At 60.3% G+C, this 18,025-nt stretch carries 16 protein-coding genes; 6 read left to right on the top strand and 10 right to left on the bottom strand.

Features of this window, described 5'->3' with window-relative positions; genetic code table 11:
- Positions 1 to 42 precede the first annotated feature (42 nt).
- From ribB to EV561_RS04445, 3 genes are all read right to left on the bottom strand, one after another.
- A complete protein-coding gene (gene ribB / locus EV561_RS04455) occupies positions 43 to 1,146 on the bottom strand; it encodes a 3,4-dihydroxy-2-butanone-4-phosphate synthase (RefSeq protein WP_132517965.1) in 1,104 nt (367 codons plus the stop codon).
- A gap of 10 nt (positions 1,147 to 1,156) precedes the next feature.
- Positions 1,157 to 2,254: a chorismate synthase gene (aroC, locus tag EV561_RS04450; RefSeq protein ID WP_132517963.1), complete on the bottom strand. Its 1,098-nt coding sequence runs from the start codon at positions 2,252 to 2,254 to the stop codon at positions 1,157 to 1,159.
- Positions 2,255 to 2,398: 144 nt separating this feature from the next.
- The gene (locus EV561_RS04445; RefSeq protein ID WP_132517961.1) at positions 2,399 to 5,581 is read right to left on the bottom strand and encodes an EAL domain-containing protein; all 3,183 of its coding nucleotides are present in this window, start codon (positions 5,579 to 5,581) and stop codon (positions 2,399 to 2,401) included.
- A gap of 205 nt (positions 5,582 to 5,786) precedes the next feature.
- Between EV561_RS04445 and EV561_RS04440 the strand changes: the two genes are divergently transcribed.
- A complete protein-coding gene (locus EV561_RS04440; RefSeq protein WP_132517959.1) occupies positions 5,787 to 6,071 on the top strand; it encodes a DUF1344 domain-containing protein in 285 nt (94 codons plus the stop codon).
- 18 nt (positions 6,072 to 6,089) lie between these two features.
- Here EV561_RS04440 and EV561_RS04435 read toward each other — a convergent pair whose 3' ends face one another.
- The 3 genes from EV561_RS04435 to EV561_RS04425 form a co-directional block, all read right to left on the bottom strand.
- Positions 6,090 to 6,683 (bottom strand): histidine phosphatase family protein, encoded by a 594-nt coding sequence (locus EV561_RS04435; RefSeq protein ID WP_132517957.1) that lies wholly within the window; start codon positions 6,681 to 6,683, stop codon positions 6,090 to 6,092.
- Between the two features lie 21 nt (positions 6,684 to 6,704).
- The gene (fabI, locus tag EV561_RS04430) at positions 6,705 to 7,523 is read right to left on the bottom strand and encodes an enoyl-ACP reductase FabI (protein ID WP_132517955.1); all 819 of its coding nucleotides are present in this window, start codon (positions 7,521 to 7,523) and stop codon (positions 6,705 to 6,707) included.
- 122 nt (positions 7,524 to 7,645) lie between these two features.
- Positions 7,646 to 8,881 (bottom strand): DnaJ domain-containing protein, encoded by a 1,236-nt coding sequence (locus tag EV561_RS04425; protein WP_132517953.1) that lies wholly within the window; start codon positions 8,879 to 8,881, stop codon positions 7,646 to 7,648.
- Between the two features lie 405 nt (positions 8,882 to 9,286).
- Here EV561_RS04425 and EV561_RS04420 point away from each other — a divergent pair, with 405 nt between their 5' ends.
- Both EV561_RS04420 and EV561_RS04415 read left to right on the top strand, forming a co-directional pair.
- Complete coding sequence (locus tag EV561_RS04420; RefSeq protein ID WP_132517951.1) at positions 9,287 to 10,291, top strand: ornithine cyclodeaminase family protein; 1,005 nt, start codon at positions 9,287 to 9,289, stop codon at positions 10,289 to 10,291.
- A 14-nt stretch (positions 10,292 to 10,305) separates the two neighbouring features.
- Positions 10,306 to 11,856 (top strand): aromatic amino acid ammonia-lyase, encoded by a 1,551-nt coding sequence (locus EV561_RS04415; RefSeq protein ID WP_132517949.1) that lies wholly within the window; start codon positions 10,306 to 10,308, stop codon positions 11,854 to 11,856.
- A gap of 23 nt (positions 11,857 to 11,879) precedes the next feature.
- On the opposite strand, the gene EV561_RS04410 is transcribed toward EV561_RS04415, so the two are convergent.
- Positions 11,880 to 12,338 carry an RT0821/Lpp0805 family surface protein gene (locus EV561_RS04410; RefSeq protein WP_132517947.1) on the bottom strand — a complete coding sequence of 153 codons (459 nt, stop codon included), beginning with the start codon at positions 12,336 to 12,338 and terminating at the stop codon, positions 11,880 to 11,882.
- Positions 12,339 to 12,401: 63 nt separating this feature from the next.
- Here EV561_RS04410 and pdxH point away from each other — a divergent pair, with 63 nt between their 5' ends.
- Positions 12,402 to 13,022, top strand: coding sequence for a pyridoxamine 5'-phosphate oxidase (gene pdxH, locus EV561_RS04405; protein ID WP_132517945.1), 621 nt, complete (start codon positions 12,402 to 12,404; stop codon positions 13,020 to 13,022).
- Between the two features lie 37 nt (positions 13,023 to 13,059).
- On the opposite strand, the gene EV561_RS04400 is transcribed toward pdxH, so the two are convergent.
- The gene (locus EV561_RS04400; protein WP_132517943.1) at positions 13,060 to 14,106 is read right to left on the bottom strand and encodes a polysaccharide deacetylase family protein; all 1,047 of its coding nucleotides are present in this window, start codon (positions 14,104 to 14,106) and stop codon (positions 13,060 to 13,062) included.
- A 243-nt stretch (positions 14,107 to 14,349) separates the two neighbouring features.
- Here EV561_RS04400 and EV561_RS04395 point away from each other — a divergent pair, with 243 nt between their 5' ends.
- Positions 14,350 to 15,615: a D-alanyl-D-alanine carboxypeptidase gene (locus EV561_RS04395; protein ID WP_132517941.1), complete on the top strand. Its 1,266-nt coding sequence runs from the start codon at positions 14,350 to 14,352 to the stop codon at positions 15,613 to 15,615.
- 162 nt (positions 15,616 to 15,777) lie between these two features.
- Positions 15,778 to 16,083 carry a pyrophosphatase gene (locus EV561_RS04390; protein ID WP_132517939.1) on the top strand — a complete coding sequence of 102 codons (306 nt, stop codon included), beginning with the start codon at positions 15,778 to 15,780 and terminating at the stop codon, positions 16,081 to 16,083.
- Between the two features lie 6 nt (positions 16,084 to 16,089).
- Here the strand turns inward: EV561_RS04390 and EV561_RS04385 are convergent, their stop codons facing one another.
- Both EV561_RS04385 and tldD read right to left on the bottom strand, forming a co-directional pair.
- Complete coding sequence (locus EV561_RS04385) at positions 16,090 to 16,584, bottom strand: GNAT family N-acetyltransferase (RefSeq protein ID WP_132517937.1); 495 nt, start codon at positions 16,582 to 16,584, stop codon at positions 16,090 to 16,092.
- A 10-nt stretch (positions 16,585 to 16,594) separates the two neighbouring features.
- Positions 16,595 to 18,010, bottom strand: a complete 1,416-nt coding sequence (tldD, locus tag EV561_RS04380) for a metalloprotease TldD (protein WP_132517935.1) — start codon at positions 18,008 to 18,010, stop codon at positions 16,595 to 16,597.
- Positions 18,011 to 18,025 lie beyond the last annotated feature (15 nt).

Here is an 18,025-nt window from a genome sequence, read left to right as displayed (position 1 = left end):
CAGGAGCTTTTCTCCGACTCTCCCCTTGGGGAGAGGATGTGGTCAGCAAATCTCGGTCTTCGCGATCTTGATCCCAAAGCCTTCCAAGCCGACATAGTGGCGCTCGCGGGTCGTCAGCAGCTTGATGGAGCTGACGCCGAGGTCCTTCAGGATCTGCGCGCCGAGACCGATTTCCAGCCATTCGCTGTCGCGGCTCTGGGCCGTGCCATGCGCTTCGCGGTCCTGCTGGCGGCTCTTGCGGCCGTTGTCGTGGTGGCCGACGCCGACGGAGCCTTCGCGCAGGTAGACGATGACGCCGCGGCCCTCTTCGGCGATCTTGCGCATGTAGTGCTCGACCGGACGCGCCTTGCCGAACACGTCGCCGGCAACACTTTCCGGATGCAGGCGTACCGGCACGTCGATGCCGTCCCGGATGTCGCCGAAGACGACTGCGAGATGCTGCATCGGGTCCCAGGGCAGCGAGTAGGCATGCGCTTTGGCCTTGCCGTAGGGCGTCTCGATGTCGAAGCTGGAACCGAGCTCGATCAGCGTTTCCTTGCGCTGGCGATAGGCGATGAGGTCGGCGACCGAGACGGCCTTCAGGCCGTTGCTTTCGGCGAAGGCCGAGACCTGCGGGCCGCGCATGACAGTGCCGTCGTCATTGACGAGCTCGCTGATCACGCCGATCGGCGGCAGGTTGGCGAGCTTGCAGAGATCGACAGCGGCTTCCGTATGGCCGGAGCGCATGAGGACGCCGCCTTCGCGGGCGACCAGCGGGAAGATGTGGCCGGGACGGACGAAATCCGAAGCACCGATATTCGGATTGGCGAGGTTGCGGACCGTCAGCGTGCGGTCATCGGCTGAAATGCCCGTTGTCGTGCCATGCTTGAAATCGACCGAAACGGTGAAGGCCGTCGTATGCGCGCTGTCGTTTTCGGCGACCATGGCGTTCAGGTTCAGACGCTTGGCCTCCTCGCGCGGCATCGGCGTGCAGACGATGCCCGATGTGTGGCGAACGATGAAGGCCATCTTTTCCGGCGTGCAGTGGACAGCAGCGACAATCAGGTCGCCTTCATTCTCGCGGTCGTCGTCATCCATGACGACAACGATCTCGCCGGCCTCGAAGGCCCTGATAGCATCGACGACGCGCTTCTGGTCGTAGGGCATGGGATTGTCCTTATTTCAGGCGGCCTGTCTGGCCGCGATCTCTGAGGTAGTGATCGGCAATCGCGCAGGCAACCATGGCCTCGCCGATCGGGACGGCGCGGATGCCGACGCATGGGTCATGGCGGCCCTTGGTGCGCAGATCGACATTGTTGCCATCGGCGTCAATGGTGCGGCGCTCGGTGAGGATAGAGGACGTCGGCTTGATGGCGAACCGCGCGATGACCGGCTCGCCCGTGGAAATGCCGCCAAGGATGCCGCCGGCATTGTTGGACAGGAATATCCGGTTGCCGTCATTACCCATGCGCATTTCGTCGGCGTTCTCCTCGCCGGTCAGTTCGGCCGCGCCGAAGCCGTTGCCGATCTCGACGCCCTTGACGGCGTTGATCGACATCAGCAGCGAGGCGATGTCCTGATCGAGCTTGCCATAGATCGGCGCGCCGAGACCTGATGGCACGCCCTCGGCCACGACTTCGACGACCGCCCCGATCGACGAGCCTGCCTTGCGGATGCCGTCGAGATATTCCTCCCAGACCGGCACGATTTCCGGATCCGGAGAGAAGAAGGGGTTCTGGTCAACCTGTGCCCAGTCCCAGTTGGCGCGGTTGATCTTGTGCTTGCCGATCTGGACCAGGGCGCCGCGCACGGTAACACCGGGCACGACGAGACGTGCAATGCCGCCGGCAGCGACACGCGCCGCCGTCTCGCGGGCGGAGGAACGTCCGCCGCCGCGATAGTCGCGAATGCCGTATTTGACGTCATAGGTGTAGTCGGCGTGGCCTGGGCGATATTGGCGGGCGATCTCGCCGTAATCCTTGGAGCGCTGATCGGTATTCTCGATCAGCATCGAGATCGGCGTTCCCGTCGAGATCATCGTCTCGCCATCGGCATCCATCATCACGCCTGACAGAACCTTCACGAGATCGTCCTCACGCCGTTGCGTCACGAAACGGGATTGGCCGGGCTTGCGCTTGTCGAGCCAGACCTGGATGTCTTCAAGCTTGAAGCGCAGGCCGGGAGGGCATCCGTCGACGATGCAGCCGAGCGCCGGCCCGTGGCTCTCGCCCCAGGTGGTAACGCGGAAAAGATGACCGAATGTATTGTGCGACATGGGATAGACCGGATTGCTCTGAATGCGGCAGGGCCGCATCCGCCTTCAGAAATTCGGCCCACTCATAGGCCAAAAACCTGTCGAGACAAAAGCCTTTATTTCTGCCCCATATATGCGCTGCTGGAATGAATTTCCATGAAGCCCTTATGAAGCAATCTGCCAAGGGGTGTTGCCGGCTGCAGCAGTCGCAAAGTCCTCGAAGGAGAGGGGACGGGCAAAGGCATAGCCCTGCAGCAGATCGCAGCCGAGTTCGCGCAGCCATACCGCGTGATCCCGCGTCTCGACGCCTTCGGCCACGGTTTCGATGCCGAGAGAACCGGCGATCTCAATGATTGAGCGCACGAGGGCGCGTTCCTGCGGCGATGTCAGGATCGGCTTGACGAGCTGGCGATCGATCTTCAGCCGCTTCGGCTTCAGCTTCAGCAGGCTGACGATCGAGGTATGTCCGGTCCCGAAGTCGTCGATCTCGATATCGATGCCAAGTTGCTTGATGCGTTCCAGATTTTGCGAGACGACATCTTCGCTTTCGTCGAGGAAGATCGATTCCACCAGTTCGAAAGAGAGTTCGCCCGGCGCGATCTGCAGGCCATTCAAACTATCGATCAACCCGTCATCATGCAGGCGGCGGGAGGAAACGTTGACCGAAACCTTCGGAACGATAACGCCACGCGCCGCCCAGCGCATCTTGTCCTTGAGGGCGGTTTCGAGAACGATGCGGTCGAGGACATGCACTACGTTCAGTTCGTCGGCGATGTGCAGGAACTGGTCCGGGGTCAGCACGCCCCTGGTCGGATGGATCCAGCGCACCAATGCTTCGACGCCGGTCAGTTCCATCGTGCGGGCGGAGAATTGCGGCTGATACCAGGCCGCGAACTCGCCATTGTCGAGGCCTGCGAGGATCGCGTCGGCCGTTCTCTTGCCCTTGATGATCTCGGCCTGGAGATTCTGGCTGAAGAATTCGTGGCGGTTGCGCCCCATGCTCTTGGCGCGATAGAGCGCGATATCTGCGCGGATCAGGATCTTCCGTGCGTCAATATTCACGCCACCGGCCTGTGCGATGCCGATCGACACCCCGCAACGGCACGCAAAGCCCTCGAAGTCCATGGGCTGACGGACTTCCTCGATGATGCGCGTAGCCAGTGCCGACATCTCTGCGGGATCGTTACTGCCGATGATAACGATGACGAATTCGTCGCCGCCGATACGGGCGACGATATCGTTGTGGCGCACGCTCCTCGCCAGCACTTTTGAAACATGGACAAGCATCGCGTCGCCGGCCGCATGGCCGAGCGTGTCGTTGATTTCCTTGAAGCGATCGAGGTCGATATGAAGGATCGAGAATTTCTGCCTTTGCGAGCGGCTGTCGGCCGTCAGTTTCTCCAGCGCCAGATCGAGTTTGCGGCGGTTGGCGAGTGCCGTCAGCGGATCGTGCAGCGCATTGTGTTCGATCCGGTTCTTGGCAAGCTCCAGCTCGATGTTCTTCGCAACCGCTTCCTCGTTTGCGGCCTTGAGCTGAGCCGTCAGCAGCGCGTCCTCTGTCGCATCGAATGCGATACCGAGGAGCTTCAGCTGCCCCGTTGCAGTCTGGTGCACCTTGCCTGTCGAGCGGATGTAGCGAATGCTGCCATCGTCTGCCTGGACGCGGCATATAAGCGTGTGGATGTCGCCCAGCTGTTTGAAATGCCGTGAGCTTTCCAGCGCAAGATCGCGATCTTCGGGGAGGATGCTGGAAAGCCAGCGTTCTTCGGTCATGAAGCCATGCCGTGGTTCCAGTCCGTAGAGCTCGTGCATGCGCTCGTCCCACAGGGCGCCGGGGCCGCCGGGAACTGCCTCCCATATGCCGCACTGATAGCAATTGAGAGCCAGATCGAGGCGCGTCGAAAGTTCGGCAAGCTCCATCTCGCGTCGGGAGAGCTCGTCCAGTGCCAGTTCCAGTTCGGCATTCTTGATGTCGCTGTGGTCCTTGGCATTGCGCAGCAATTCGGCGGCCTCGGCATCAGCAGTTATATCGGCGACGATGCCGACCGTTCGGCGCTTTCCTGCCGCGTCGTTATAGAAGGAGCCGACCGACCGCAAATGCCGGATACTGCCGTCCTCGAGCCTGACGCGGTACTGCACTGTGCAGGAGGTCCCGGCCACGCTGCAGTTGAAGAAGTGCCTCTCGGCGATTGGCCGGTCTGCCACGACGATGGCCTCAAGCCAGCTCTCGAGAGGATGGTTCCCTTCACAAGGGGGATGGCCGTGAAGACTTGCCGCGCGCACGTCCCAATAGACGTTGTGGCCATTCTCCTGCAGTTCCCATATGCCGATATTGGATGAATCCAGCGCCAGGTTCAGTCGCTGCGAAAGCTCAAGCAGCCGCGTCTCGCGCGCCTCCAGCTCGCTCACATTGCGGCTGCGCTCGCCAAGCAGCAGGGTCGCGAAGAAAATCGGAAGGATGATGACGGCGCCGCCGGCGATGATGATCAAACGAAGCGGGAGCTGGTTCGGCGGAGATTGGCTCCACCCGGCCTTCGGCACTGCGGAAACCTCCCATTCCCCGCCCGCAAAGCTGACCCTGCGGTGCAGCGGCTGATGGGTAAGCACATCGACGCTGCCGAAGAAGGGGAGAGTATTGTCTCCTGCCGCTGTGCCCAGATCGCGCACTGCGAGCGAAAGATGGTCGAGATTTGGATAGCGTTCCTGATTCTCGCTGCTGCGCGACGGTATCAGGCCGGTATCTTCGTAGAACATATCCCGATCGACCGTGACTTCGACTGCCCCCCAGGCCTTGCGCTGTCCGTCTTCCATGACGAAGATCGGATAGAAGATTGCGAAGGCATTCCTGCCATTGCCGGCATTGATCGGGCCATAAAAGCGGGCCTGCGGATATCCGGCACTGCGGACGCCGGATTGATCGAGCATCGTCCCGTCTCGGACATCCCTGCCAATACGGTTCGCGGCGGACTGCAGCGGGAAGACCTTGCTGACGATAAAGCCGGGCGCGATCGTGATGCTGATGAAACGGGGGTTCTGGATGAGCAGCCAGTTGATCCGGCGCTCCATTTCCTCGCTGTTGGTATTTGCGCTCAGCGAGATCATGCTGGAGAGATCCCGCACGACGGTCACATCGATGTTGATCTGGGCCGCCACGCGGGCGCGAATGAGGTTCGTCTCGTTTTCCGTGCGAATCTGCAGTTCGCGGAGATAGGAAGCGGTATTTGCCCGATCGAGCGCGATGCCGACCACGACGACCACGAATGCCACCAGGGCTGAAACCAGCAGTGAAGCCCAGGTGTTTTCCAATACGCTTTTAAATTGAATATTATTGCCTAATCGGAAAACCAAAGCACTCCCCCTTGTTCAGCGGAAACTTTAGGAGGAACCGGTTAATTTACGATTTCGCGAGCCGTTAACGCCCACTCTGGGTGTCATCGAATTGTCGTTCATCAATTGGGCAGCAAAAGCCTTTGTTGCGGGCGATTTCCGCCATATTCGGGGAGCTATCTTGGACCCATGAAAAATTGATATCGAATCTAAAAGGGTCCACCCAATGCGCTTCTTTGTGGCGACACTGCTGGCCGCGGCAAGCATACTTGCTCCGGTTGTGGGATATGCGGAAAGTGCGGATGTGGAGGCAACTATCCAGAAGGTCGATGCCAAGAACCTCAGTATCGTCCTCGATGACGGCAAAAGCTATCATGCGCCGCACGATTTCGATTTTACCGGTCTTGAAGCCGGCGTGAAAGTGATCGTTTTCTACACGGAAATGGACGGCAAGCGCGTCATCAACGATCTCGATATCGTTCACCACAACAATTTCGGCAAAACCGCGTGAGCTAAGACGCGACCGCGCCTATTCGATCCAGCCGATGATCTTCCAATCGGTATCGATTTTCAGAATTCGGTCCTGAGGTATTTCGGCTTCCGCGGCATCTTCCCTGGAAATATCGGCAATCAGTCGGAAAAGCGTGCGGATAACGCCGCCATGCGTTACGCAGACCGTCGGTCGCTCGATCGACTGTAGCCAGGAACCGACACGCCATGACAGGATCTCATAGCTTTCCGCGTCTTCGCCGGGCGGGATGAAATCCCATTTCGCAGCCCTGCGCTCCGCCAGCCGGTCAGCCTGGGTCGCTTTGATTTCCTTCAGCGTGAAACCTTCCCAATCGCCGAAGGAAACTTCGACCAGCCGCTCGTCGGTGCGGTAATCCCGCGGCGGCAGGCCCATGGAGCTGCGCACGAGTTCCATCGTTTCGCGCGTGCGGGCGAGGGGACTTGCGACGAAATCGAATTGATCCGTCTCGCCCTCCAGAAGCTCCGCAAGCAGAACGCCATTCTGACGAGCCTGCTTGCGGCCGAGTTCGTTGATATCGATGTCACGCTGGCCCTGCAGCCGACGTTCCGCATTCCAGTCCGTCTGTCCGTGGCGGATCACATAGATGAGCACGGAACTGGTTCCTGTGAGTTATCAGTCCTTGATGACCGAAATATCAGGCGCATCGACCGCCTTCATGCCGACCACATGATAGCCGCTGTCGGCATGATGGACTTCGCCGGTGACCGAGCGGGACAGGTCGGACAGCATGTAGAGGCCGACATCGCCCACCTCTTCGATGGTGACGGTGCGACGCAGCGGCGCGTTGTATTCGTTCCACTTCAGAATATAGCGGAAATCGCCGATACCCGATGCGGCAAGCGTCTTGATCGGACCGGCCGATATCGCGTTGACGCGGATGTTCTTCGGGCCGAGGTCGACCGCCAGATATTTCACGCTGGCTTCGAGAGCCGCCTTTGCCACGCCCATGACGTTGTAGTTCGGCATGACCTTTTCTGCGCCGTAATAGGTCAGCGTCAGCATGGAGCCGCCATCCGTCATCAGCTTTTCAGCGCGACGGGCAATCGACGTGAAGGAATAGACCGAGATCTGCATCGTCTTGGCGAAATTGTCCGCGGACGTATCGACATAACGCCCGGTCAATTCGTCCTTGTCGGAGAAGCCAATGGCGTGAACGACGAAGTCGATCTTGCCCCAGAGCTTTTCCACATTTTCGAAGACGGCGTCGATGCTGGCTTCGTCGCTGACGTCGCAGTGGCCGGCAAGCACGCCGCCGATTTCCGCAGCCAGCGGCTCAACCCGCTTCTTCAGCGCGTCGCCCTGATATGTGAAGGCGATTTCGCCACCCTGCGCGTGAATGGCCTTTGCAATACCCCATGCGATGGAACGGTTGTTAGCGACGCCAAGAATGACGCCGCGTTTGCCTGCCATGAGGCCTGTTGCTTGAGCCATATTCTGCTCCCTTGGACTTTCGATCGAACCTGCCTATGGCATAGGCCGTTTCATGGTTCAAGCATGAGGGAGATCATCAACTGTTAGGCATCGTAATAAAGGGTGCTCTTGTCACCGAAATTTCACAAAAACAAGCCGTCCTTCATACTGCGCATCAGATCGGTGACCTTGTCATCCGGCTTTTCCCATAGCATCAGGCGCAGTTCTACCACGAGATCGCCCTTGGCACCATTTCCGTCCGGCAATCCGCCGCCCGCAATGCGGATAACGTGATCGGAACCGGACCATGCCGGTACGGTCACATCAACCGCGCCACGCGGGCCTTCCACCTGGGTGTGCCAGCCCAGGACAGCGTTCTCGATGGTCAAAGGCAGAATTGTGTGGATATCGAAGCCGTTGACGCGGAAGCGTGCATCTTCTGCCATGTGCACGGTGATTGCGACGTCGCCGCGCTGCATGCCCTGCAGCTTCAGACCTTGCGCCTTGAGATGGACCACATGGCCGTTGCTCATGCCGGCGGCTGCCTGGAAACGCACCTCCTTGCCATCCGACAACGGAACGTTGATCCAGTTTCCCTGCAGAATGTCGTCGATGCTGACGGTTGCTTCCGCCGCAATCTCAGGTGCTTTCTCTTGAACGGGCGTCGATGCGGTGCCGGTGATGCGCCGCACGAGGGAGCTCAGAATGCCGAAAGGCTGTGAGATGATGGAGCCTATTCCACCGCCTGAAAGTGCATATTCGCCTTCGGCCGTCTCGTTGTCGCCGGCCTGTTCCTCGGTACTTGCTGTATCCTTCTGCTTCGCACCGCTCGCGTCAGCGTCACTATTCTGTCCCGACGCCTGAGGATGCGATCCGAAGATGCGCTCGATCATATCCTCGGGCGATTCCGCCTGTGTCGCTCCGGATTGTTGTGTGCTTGCAGATGGCTGTGCACTGCCGGTGTTGGTGCGGGAACCTGCCGCATTGGCGGCGGCCTGCGCAGCGGCATTTGCCGCTGCCTTGGCGGCCTTCTGGGCATTCACGCGCGCCAGTTCTTCCATGACCCGCTCTGCATTGGCGCGGGCTGCCTTGGCGCGCTCGGCTGCTTCGCGTGCAGCGTTGCGCTGCTGCATGATCGTCTGCTCGGGGCTTTGATTGGTCGCCTCCGCCATGCGGATGACCTGATCGTAGCGGCTCCGCTTTTTGGGATCCTTCAGGGTTTCGTAGGCGCGGCCGATCTCGGCGAACCGTTCCGTTGCAGTCGGATCGCTCTGATTGTGATCAGGATGAACCGCCTTGGCGAGGTTGCGCCACGCCGCCTTGATTTCGGCTTCGCCTGCATCCCGTTTTACGCCGAGTGTCTTGTAAGGATCACGCATAGTACAAAACCGCCAATTTTTCGACGTGGCGCTTTTCCTGCCCGGCGCCCAGCCCCCAAATAAACAAAACGCTGCGCCTCTCGTTCCCTTCCCCGGAAAGTAAACGGACGCGCCTATAGTGCGATCTTGTCCGACACTTGCTAATCGGTTCTTACGGGAGGGAGGGCGGTTCGAATTGTTTTCCGGAAATGGTTAGTCATTCCCTAAATATTGGATTTGGTCTGATAGAAACTGTTAACTATACCTGGTGTGCCGCGTCTCTCGCAACAAGACGCGATCACGGTGATTTCAACTTGACAATAAGTATAGACAAATCTTTCATGATGCCGCCCGGCGGGTTGGCGCAGCTTTGACCCCACCCATATCGGGCATATCGAAAAGCACGAGCAGGAAGCGCGGCATCCCATGCAGGAAATCTGGATCGACTATCTCAACGCCATCGACGCGAAAGCCCTGGCACTGACCAACGACGAGATCCTCGACGCGGTCAGCAAAGCGCTCGACGCACAGGGGCGGGGCGAGACGGTCATCGAGCCGCGGGTCCACCTTGTTCCGGAGAGTTCGGACAAAGGCCATTTCAACGTTCTTCGCGGCTATGTGAAGTCGCTCGACTATGCCGGTGTTAAGGTCGTCGGCGACTTCGTCGACAATTACAAGCAGGGTCTGCCATCCGAAATGGCAGTGCTCAATCTTTTTGATCCACGCACCGGCATGCCGAAGGCGATCGTGGATGCGACCGCGATCACCGATATGCGCACCGGCGCAGTAACGGCCATCGGCGCACGGCATCTTGCCCGCAAGGACAGCAAGATCCTCGGGCATATCGGCGCGCGCGGCACCTCCTATTGGAATGTCCGCCTGCTCGACCACATCTTCGATTTCGAGGAAATCCGCGTTCACTCCCGCCGGCCTGAAAGCCAGAACGCTTTTGCCGCCCGCCTGGAAAAGGACCTGGGCAAGAAGATTATCGTCACCGACAACTGGGAAGATTGCCTCAAGGACGCCGACATCATGGTCGAGGCGAGCCGCCTTCCCGAGCCGACGCCGCTCTTCAAGACCGCCTGGGTCAAGAAGGGCGCTTTCGTCGTTCCCTATGGCACGATGAGCGCGCTTGAGTTCGACCTGACAGATATCATGGACAAGGTCGTGGTCGACGACTGGGGCCAATGCGGGCCGGGCCGCCCCTATGGCGCACTCCGTCGCCATGTCGATGAAGGCAAGGTGACCGCGGAGAACCTGCATGCCGAGATCGGCCAGATCGTGGCTGGCATGAAGCCGGGCCGCGAGAGTGATGACGAGACCATTCTCTTCTGGCACCGCGGCCTCAGCACGACCGATGTCGCCCTCGGCGCCGCCATGGTGGACAAGGCGCGGCAGATGAAGATCGGCCAGCGCCTGCGCTTCGCTTAAGGAGTGCTCGCCATATGGAAGCGGACGCCGGTCGGAAGAGTGTTACGTTTGAGGCGGGTGGCACGACCGTCGAAATGATCTGCGAGGTTGCGCGCGACGCAGCCGAAGTGATGATTGCCGAAGATGCGCTGGCTGGCATTGACGCTGCTTATGATTGCCTGGTGCGCCATGCCGAAGGCGGTCAGGCGATCTATGGCGTCAGCACCGGTCTTGGCGCTGCCGTCGATACCAGGGTCGCTCCATCGAGCGGCCCCAGCCAGTATCGTATTCCCCGCGCTCGCGCGGTCGGTGTCGGCCATTTTGTCGAACCGGATGAGGTTCGCGCCATGATGGCGGCGCGCATCGCCCGCTTCTGTCTGGGCTATTCCGGCGCCTCTGCAGCAGCCGTTGGGGCGCTCCGCGACATGCTCAACCGCTCGGTCCATCCCCAGGTGCCGATGACCGGCTCCATCGGCGAGGCGGATCTCCCGCAGCTCGCGCATATCGCGCTTGTCATGATCGGCGAGGGAAGGGCGGTTCTCCCCGACGGCACCGCCGTTTCGGGCGCCGAGGCGCTGGAGGCTGCCGGCTTGAGCCGGCCGACATTCGGCATCAAGGATGGCCTTTCGCTCATTTCCTCCAATGCCGCGTCCGTGGGCCTTGCCTGTCTGGTGCTCCAGGATGCCAGGCGGGTGTTCGATGCGCATATCGGCGCGACAGCACTTTCCTTCGAAGGCTTCCGTGCGAGCCTTGATCCTCTCGATCCGCTGGCCAGCCGCCTGCGGCCCAGCCCCGGGCAAGCGCGCATGGCCGCGGCGATCCACTCGCTCGTCGACGGCGGCGACCTGATGAAACCAGGGGCGGCAAGGCGCTTGCAGGATCCGCTGAGCCTGCGATGCGCACCCTCTGTCATGGGGGCAGCCTGGTATGCGCTCGAAGAGGCATGGCTTGCTGCGGAGCTGGAGCTGAATTCCAGCGATGACAATCCGTCAGTCATCGCCAATGAGGATCGTGTCTTGCCGACGGGCAATTTCGATCCGACCCATATGGTGCTCGCCTTCGATACGCTGTCTCTCGCGCTCGCCCGGCTGGCCGCGATGGCCGCGGAGCGGATGATGAAGCTCATGTCGCCGGGTTTTTCCGATCTGCCGCGGTTCCTCGCGCCCGCCGAACCGGGATCGAACGGCTTTTCCGCGCTGCAGAAGACGATTGCGATGCTGGCGGCGGAGATCGGCCATCTTGCATTGCCCATGCCCTTCGCCGTCACGCCGGTTGCCGACCGGGTGGAGGACTATGCTTCGCTCGCCATGTCGGTTGTCGACAAGACTGCGCGGCTGGTCGAGAAGCTGCGTTATCTGACGGCGATAGAACTGATTGTCGCCGCCCGCGCTATCGATTTGCGCGGACCCGTCGCGCTCGGGAACGGGGCAGGGGTGCTGTTTCAGAAAATCAGGGAAGCTGTTCCGCCGCTCGATGTCGATCGCTCACCGAGCGAGGATATCTACGCAATTTCTGACATGATTGCCGCCGGAAGCCTTGTGGAGCCTCTGCTCGAAGTGCAGCACCGGCACGACAGTGCCTCTTAAATGGAAGGGGTAGTCGCCGGCCGTCAGCCGTCCTGCTGGAAGCTCAGAAGCTGCCAGTTGCCCGCGCCGACCAGGCAGGTCTTGCCGTAGAAATTGGCAATGCCGTCATAGGCATGACGGGTCGTGCGGAATTGGCGGCAGATCTCTCCGGAATCGGATTTTTCGACGATCGTATCGATGACGCCTGCACTGCCCGTGGAAGCGTTCGCCCAAGGCAAGGGCTGACCGTTCAGTTTGGTCAGGTCGGCAGAGGTCACGGCATTGCGCACGGTCGTTTCGTCGGAAACGGTATCCGTCGTGACCACCGCCTGCGGCACGGTTCCCGTCGAAACGGAGCGATCGACCTTGGCGGAACTCAGGAAATCCATGCCGCCGGTCATGCAGCCGGTAAGCGACAGAAGAGCAACGGACGCCACGATCATGACGCCACTCTTTGCCAGCTTGCCCTTTGTATGAAGCGTCGACTTTGCTATGACTTCCACCTTAAATCCTGCCCAGTTTATGAAAACTGGGCAAACGATCAAATCCGAGGCATTTGAACTAATATGTCGGAAAACGAGTTAACAAGCGGTGACTTCACCGAGCAGAGCGAACCCTTCACACTATTTGCGGAATGGCTGCGGGAGGCAGAAGGAACTGAGCCGAATGATCCGAATGCGGTTGCTTTGGCAACGGTGGATAGTGATGGATTGCCAAACGTCCGCATGGTCCTCCTGAAAGGTTTCGATCATCAAGGATTCGTATTTTATACAAATTTCGAAAGTCAGAAAGGCCAAGAACTGCTTTCCCATAAAAAAGCTGCCATGTGCTTCCACTGGAAGTCCCTTCGGCGGCAGGTTCGCCTGCGCGGCCTGGTTGAGATTGTGACCAATCAGGAGGCGGACGAGTACTTCCGGTCGCGCGCTCGTGGCAGCCGTATCGGCGCCTGGGCGTCAAAACAGTCCCGTCCGCTTGAAAGCCGGTTTGCGCTCGAAAAGTCGGTTGCGGAATACACAGCGCGCTTTGCGATCGGCGAAATTCCGCGCCCAGAGTACTGGTCTGGTTTCCGAATTCGCCCGCTTTCGATCGAATTCTGGCACGACCGCAATTTCCGCCTACACGACCGCGTCGAATTCCGCCGCGAGGTGCCCGAAGGCGCCTGGCAAAAGGTGCGCATGTATCCCTAAGGGAAATCTGCGCTAGGGGAGGGGGAGCAAAGCGGCGCTACCCCTTCTGCCCCATCAGTCGCATCGGAATGCCCGAGGCAAGAGCCGATGCGTAGCGGGCTTTCTGATAGAAGCCATTGAGCGACAGGCGGGGCAAAAGCGTCGTGGGCATGCCGGACCGTACGACCCCCGGCCGCGTCGACAACCCGATCGCGAAACCAAGCTCGCTGACCAGCCGTGCCTCCCGGGGAGACGCGGCTGCGTTCGTGCCATAGGGGAACGCAATCGCCTTCGGTTGTTCGCCGGTGATGATCGCGACATAATTGGCCGAAAGCGCCATCTCTGCTGCCGCCTCCGCTTCCGTCAGCCGTCCGACAGCTCTGTGGCTGACGGTATGTGCCCCAAGGGAAGCCAGAGGGTGACGCGCGACCTGCGCCAACTCTTCTTGATCCATGATGAGCGAGCGCGCGATATTCAGCGGCTCCAGCCCGTGCTTGCGAGCAAGTTCATCGATTGCCGCCACGGCCAGCGCCTCGTCGGAACCATGCACGTAGTCGGCAAATCGGCCGTATATCTTTTGCCGCATGTCCGGCTGCCGCAGATCGAAGCTTTCGTCGCCGGACCCGAAATCGAAGGTCAGGCGGTCCAGCCGACCGAGCAAATCGTCGAGCGTTTCCCACCACATGCCGTGCGTGCGCTCCGAAAGCCCCTGCGTTACGAAGATCGTGAAGGGGACGTCGTGCCGCGCAAAGACGGGCAGGGCGAATTCCAGATTGTTGCGATTGCCATCGTCGAGGGTAAAGGCTGCGAAACGCGGCTGTGTTCCCTCGCGTTCCATGCGCTCGGGAACCGCGTCCAGCGGCAGAAACACATAGCCTTCGCCCTTCAACTGCCGGATCGCCAGGTCGAGAAAATCGGGCGTGATTTCCAGATGCCGGTTCGGCTCAAACGATTTCGGTTGGTATGGCCGGACATGATGCAACGTGAAGATCACGCCGAGGCCGCCCGCGCGCTGCATGAGGCCGAGGGATTGCAGGATGGAAGCGGTCTCTAGCCCACCTGTAATGATCGCTTGTTTCAGGCGGCTCTTGATAGCCTCTTGCATAAGATCCATCCGGCGAATTGAACGTCGCGTTCCTGCCTTCTGCAGTGTCGTTTATCTCGACCGATATCAAACCTTACTGAATAAGCAAGCTTACTAGGCCATTGTTAATGCTTCATTTACCACTGATGGCAAAATTGCATTTTAATCGAGGCAGTTGCCTCAAGATCGCACAAATGAACAGCTTCTGTCGCAAAAGCGCACAGGACGCTGTTGCTGCATTGCATTTTATGGTTGGGGATAAACATGAAGAGAATGATGATGATCCTGTCGGCAGCGGCGGCGCTGCTGGGTTCGTCGATTGCTGCCGTGGCCGGTAGCGCCTATTTCGTCATGGACGCAAAGACCGGCAAGGTCCTCGCGTCTGACGATGCCGACACGCTGAACCATCCGGCGTCGCTCACCAAGATGATGACGCTCTACCTGACCTTCGATGCAATCCATCGCGGCAAGATCGGCTGGGAGACCAGGGTCCCAGTATCGCAGAATGCGGCCAACAAGCACCCAACCAAGCTTTTTCTGAAGGCCGGCAGCACTGTCACCGTGCGCGACGCCGTTAACGGCATGATCACCCGCTCGGCCAATGATGCCGCCGCAGCCATGGCCGAGGAAATCGGCGGCAGCGAAGGCAATTTCGCCCGTCTGATGACGCAGAAAGCCCGCCAACTCGGCATGAGCCGCACCACCTTTGTCAATGCATCGGGCCTGCCCGATGATCGCCAGGTTACGACCGCACGCGATATGTCGACGCTCGCCGTCGCGTTGATCAACGATTTCCCCAGGGAATACCGCCTCTTCTCTCAGCGCAGCTTTGTCTACAATGGCACCCGCATCAACGGTCACAACAACCTGATGTACCGCTACAAGGGCATGGATGGCATCAAGACCGGCTATACCAATGCGTCAGGCTTCAATCTCGTCAGCGCCGTCAAGGACGGCAATCGCCGCGTCGTCGGCGTCGTCATGGGCGGACCGACCGCTCGCAGCCGCGACGACAAGATGGCCTCGCTGTTGAACCGTTATATGGACGATGCATCAGCCAAGTCCGGCGCGCGACTGGTCGCAAGCGTCGGCAGCCGCGGCAAGAGCAAGGCGGTTGAAGTCGCTTCCGCCTCGGATGATGGCGACGTTCCGGTTCCCTCGGTCGCATCCCGCCCCGACGATGTCACGCGTTCCACCGCATCTGCCGGTGACGTGACGCTTCCGCTCGATCGGCCCCAGGTCGCGGATGAGATCCAGAATGCCGGCAAGCCGAAGGAAGGCCGCTGGCAGTTGCAGATCGGCGCAACGCCGGATGCCAAGGCCGCAAGGGCTTTGCTTGAAAAAGCGCAGTCGAAGACAGGCGGCCCGCTGGAGGCGGCTTCCCCTTATACCGAAGCTGTCGGAAAGGGACGCGGCAGGCTCTATCGGGCGCGGTTCACCGGATTTGAAAGCCGCGACGCAGCCGATGCCGCCTGCAGCGCCTTGAAGAAAAACGATTTCGAGTGCCTGCTGTTGCCGAGCCAGGGCTGATTGGAGGCGTTTCGGGGCCGGAGCCACAACCCGTTCCCTCATTCTGTGACAAGCACAGGATGAGGGAGTAGAGCGAGCAATGACACTCTACCGCCTCTTCCAATAGTCTCGACATCCCGAGCAGAATCGTTCACCTCTACCAAGAACGTAAAGGGAACGATCATGTTGAAGACGCTGGCGGACAAATTCGAGACGGCCTCGTGGCAATATGCTGCTGAGCACGGCATCGAGCGGGATTACGACTGGTTCATCCTGAAGCTTCAGGAAGAGATGGGCGAACTGAGCCAGATCTGGAACAGGGCGAAGGGCAGGGGGCGCCGCAAGGGCATGTCCGATGCCGATATCGCGACCGCGCTCGCCGATGAGGCGGCCGATGTGCTTGGCCACATCCTGCTCTTTGCCAATAGCAACGGCCTTGATCTCAACGCCGCGATCGAACGCAAGTGGCGCTTCCGCCTCGAGGGCTGATAGTCCTCAACCGCGCAGTCTGAGACGATAGAATTTCGTATCGACCATCATGCGCGGAAAGGATGCCGGCAGATCCTCTGCCGAAATTTCCACAAAGCCGTTCTTTTCATAGAAACGATGCGCGGCAAGGAATTTTGCCGTCGTGCCCAGGATGATGTCGCCGAGGCCGACGGCCCGGGCATGATCCAGCAGACCGGCAAGCAGCCGCGTGGCAACGCCGTGCTCGCGTCCGCGATAGGCGGCAGCAACGAACATCTTGCGCAGCGCCGCCTGGTCGTTGCCGATATCTTTGAGGCCGATCGTGCCGACGACAGCGTCACCCCGGACAGCGACCCAGAACTGCCCCTTGCCGGACTGGTAGAAGGCGGGAATTTCGGCCAAATCCGGTTGGTCAGCAGCCGATATGGCAATGTCGAACTCTTCGCGCTGGATTGGCAGGATCAGCGCGATAACCGCAGCTTCATCGCCCGCACGGAACGGCCTGATCGCGATATCGGTCATGATCGCCAGTTCAGGCCTTGGTGCCGCCGACCGTCACCTGATCCATGCGTAGATGCGGCTGGCCGACGCCGACAGGCACCCATTGGCCGGCCTTGCCGCAATTGCCGATGCCGGTATCCAGCTTCATGTCGTTGCCGATCATGGAAACGCGCTTCATCGCGTCGGGACCGTTGCCGATCAGCATGGCGCCCTTGATCGGCGCGCCGACCTTGCCGTTCTCGATCATGTAGGCCTCGGTGCAGCCGAAGACGAACTTGCCAGAGGTGATATCCACCTGGCCGCCGCCGAAGGAGACGGCATAGATGCCCTTCTTGACTGACGCAATGATCTCTTCCGGCGTCTTGTCGCCGCCGAGCATATAGGTGTTGGTCATGCGCGGCATGGGCACATGGGCATAGCCCTGCCGGCGGCCGTTGCCGGTCGCCTTCATGCCCATCAGCCGGGCGTTCTGCCGATCCTGCATGTAGCCGACCAGCTTGCCGTTTTCGATCAGCACGTTGTGGGCCGAGGGCGTGCCCTCGTCATCGACGGTGATGGAGCCGCGGCGATTCTCGATCGTGCCATCGTCGACGACTGTCACGCCGGGCGCGGCCACCATCTGGCCAAGCAGGCCGGCGAAGGCGGATGTCTTCTTGCGGTTGAAATCGCCTTCCAGCCCGTGGCCGACGGCCTCGTGCAGCATGACTCCAGGCCATCCCGAACTGAGCACGACATCCATCGTGCCGGCAGGCGCGTCCATGGCTTCCAGGTTGACCAGCGCCTGGCGCAGGGCGTCATCGGCGCCGTGCTGCCAGCTTTCCTCGGTGATGAAATCGGCAAAGCCGACACGACCGCCGACGCCATAGGAGCCGGATTCCTGTCGATCGCCCTGACCGACCATGACCGATATGTTGATGCGCGTCATCGGCCGTATATCGCGGACGCGATGCCCGTCGGCGCGCAGAATGTCGACCACCTGCCAGCTTGCCGCGATAGAGGCCGTGACCTGGCGGACCTTCTCGTCCTTGTCGCGCAGATAGGTGTCGATCTCCTTCAGAAGCTTGGCCTTGGCTTCGAAGGTCGGCGCTCCGATCGGATTTTCGTCGCTGTAGAGAACCTTATTGGTGCGCTGCGGGGCTGCCGCATAAGAGCCGGAATGGCCGCGCGTAACCGCGGTGACGGCATCCGCCGCCCGCCTCAGCGCCGCTTCGGAAAGATCGCCCGCATGCGCATAGCCAACAGCTTCGCCAGCCACTGCCCTAAGGCCGAAACCCTGCTCGGTGTTGAAGCTGCCGCCCTTCATGCGCCCATTGTCGAAGGTCAGCGATTCCGCCTGGATATGTTCGACGAAAAGCTCGCCGTCATCGGCATCGGTTAGCGCGTCGGCAACGATGCCGCGCAGCTTCGTCTCGTCGGCATCGAAAAGGGTGAGGAGATCGGTGTTCATGGTGATGTGCTCCGT

It is taken from the genome of Rhizobium sp. BK376, from assembly GCF_004341625.1.
Lineage (GTDB): Bacteria > Pseudomonadota > Alphaproteobacteria > Rhizobiales > Rhizobiaceae > Rhizobium.
This window is presented reverse-complemented; position numbering and strand designations above follow the sequence as displayed.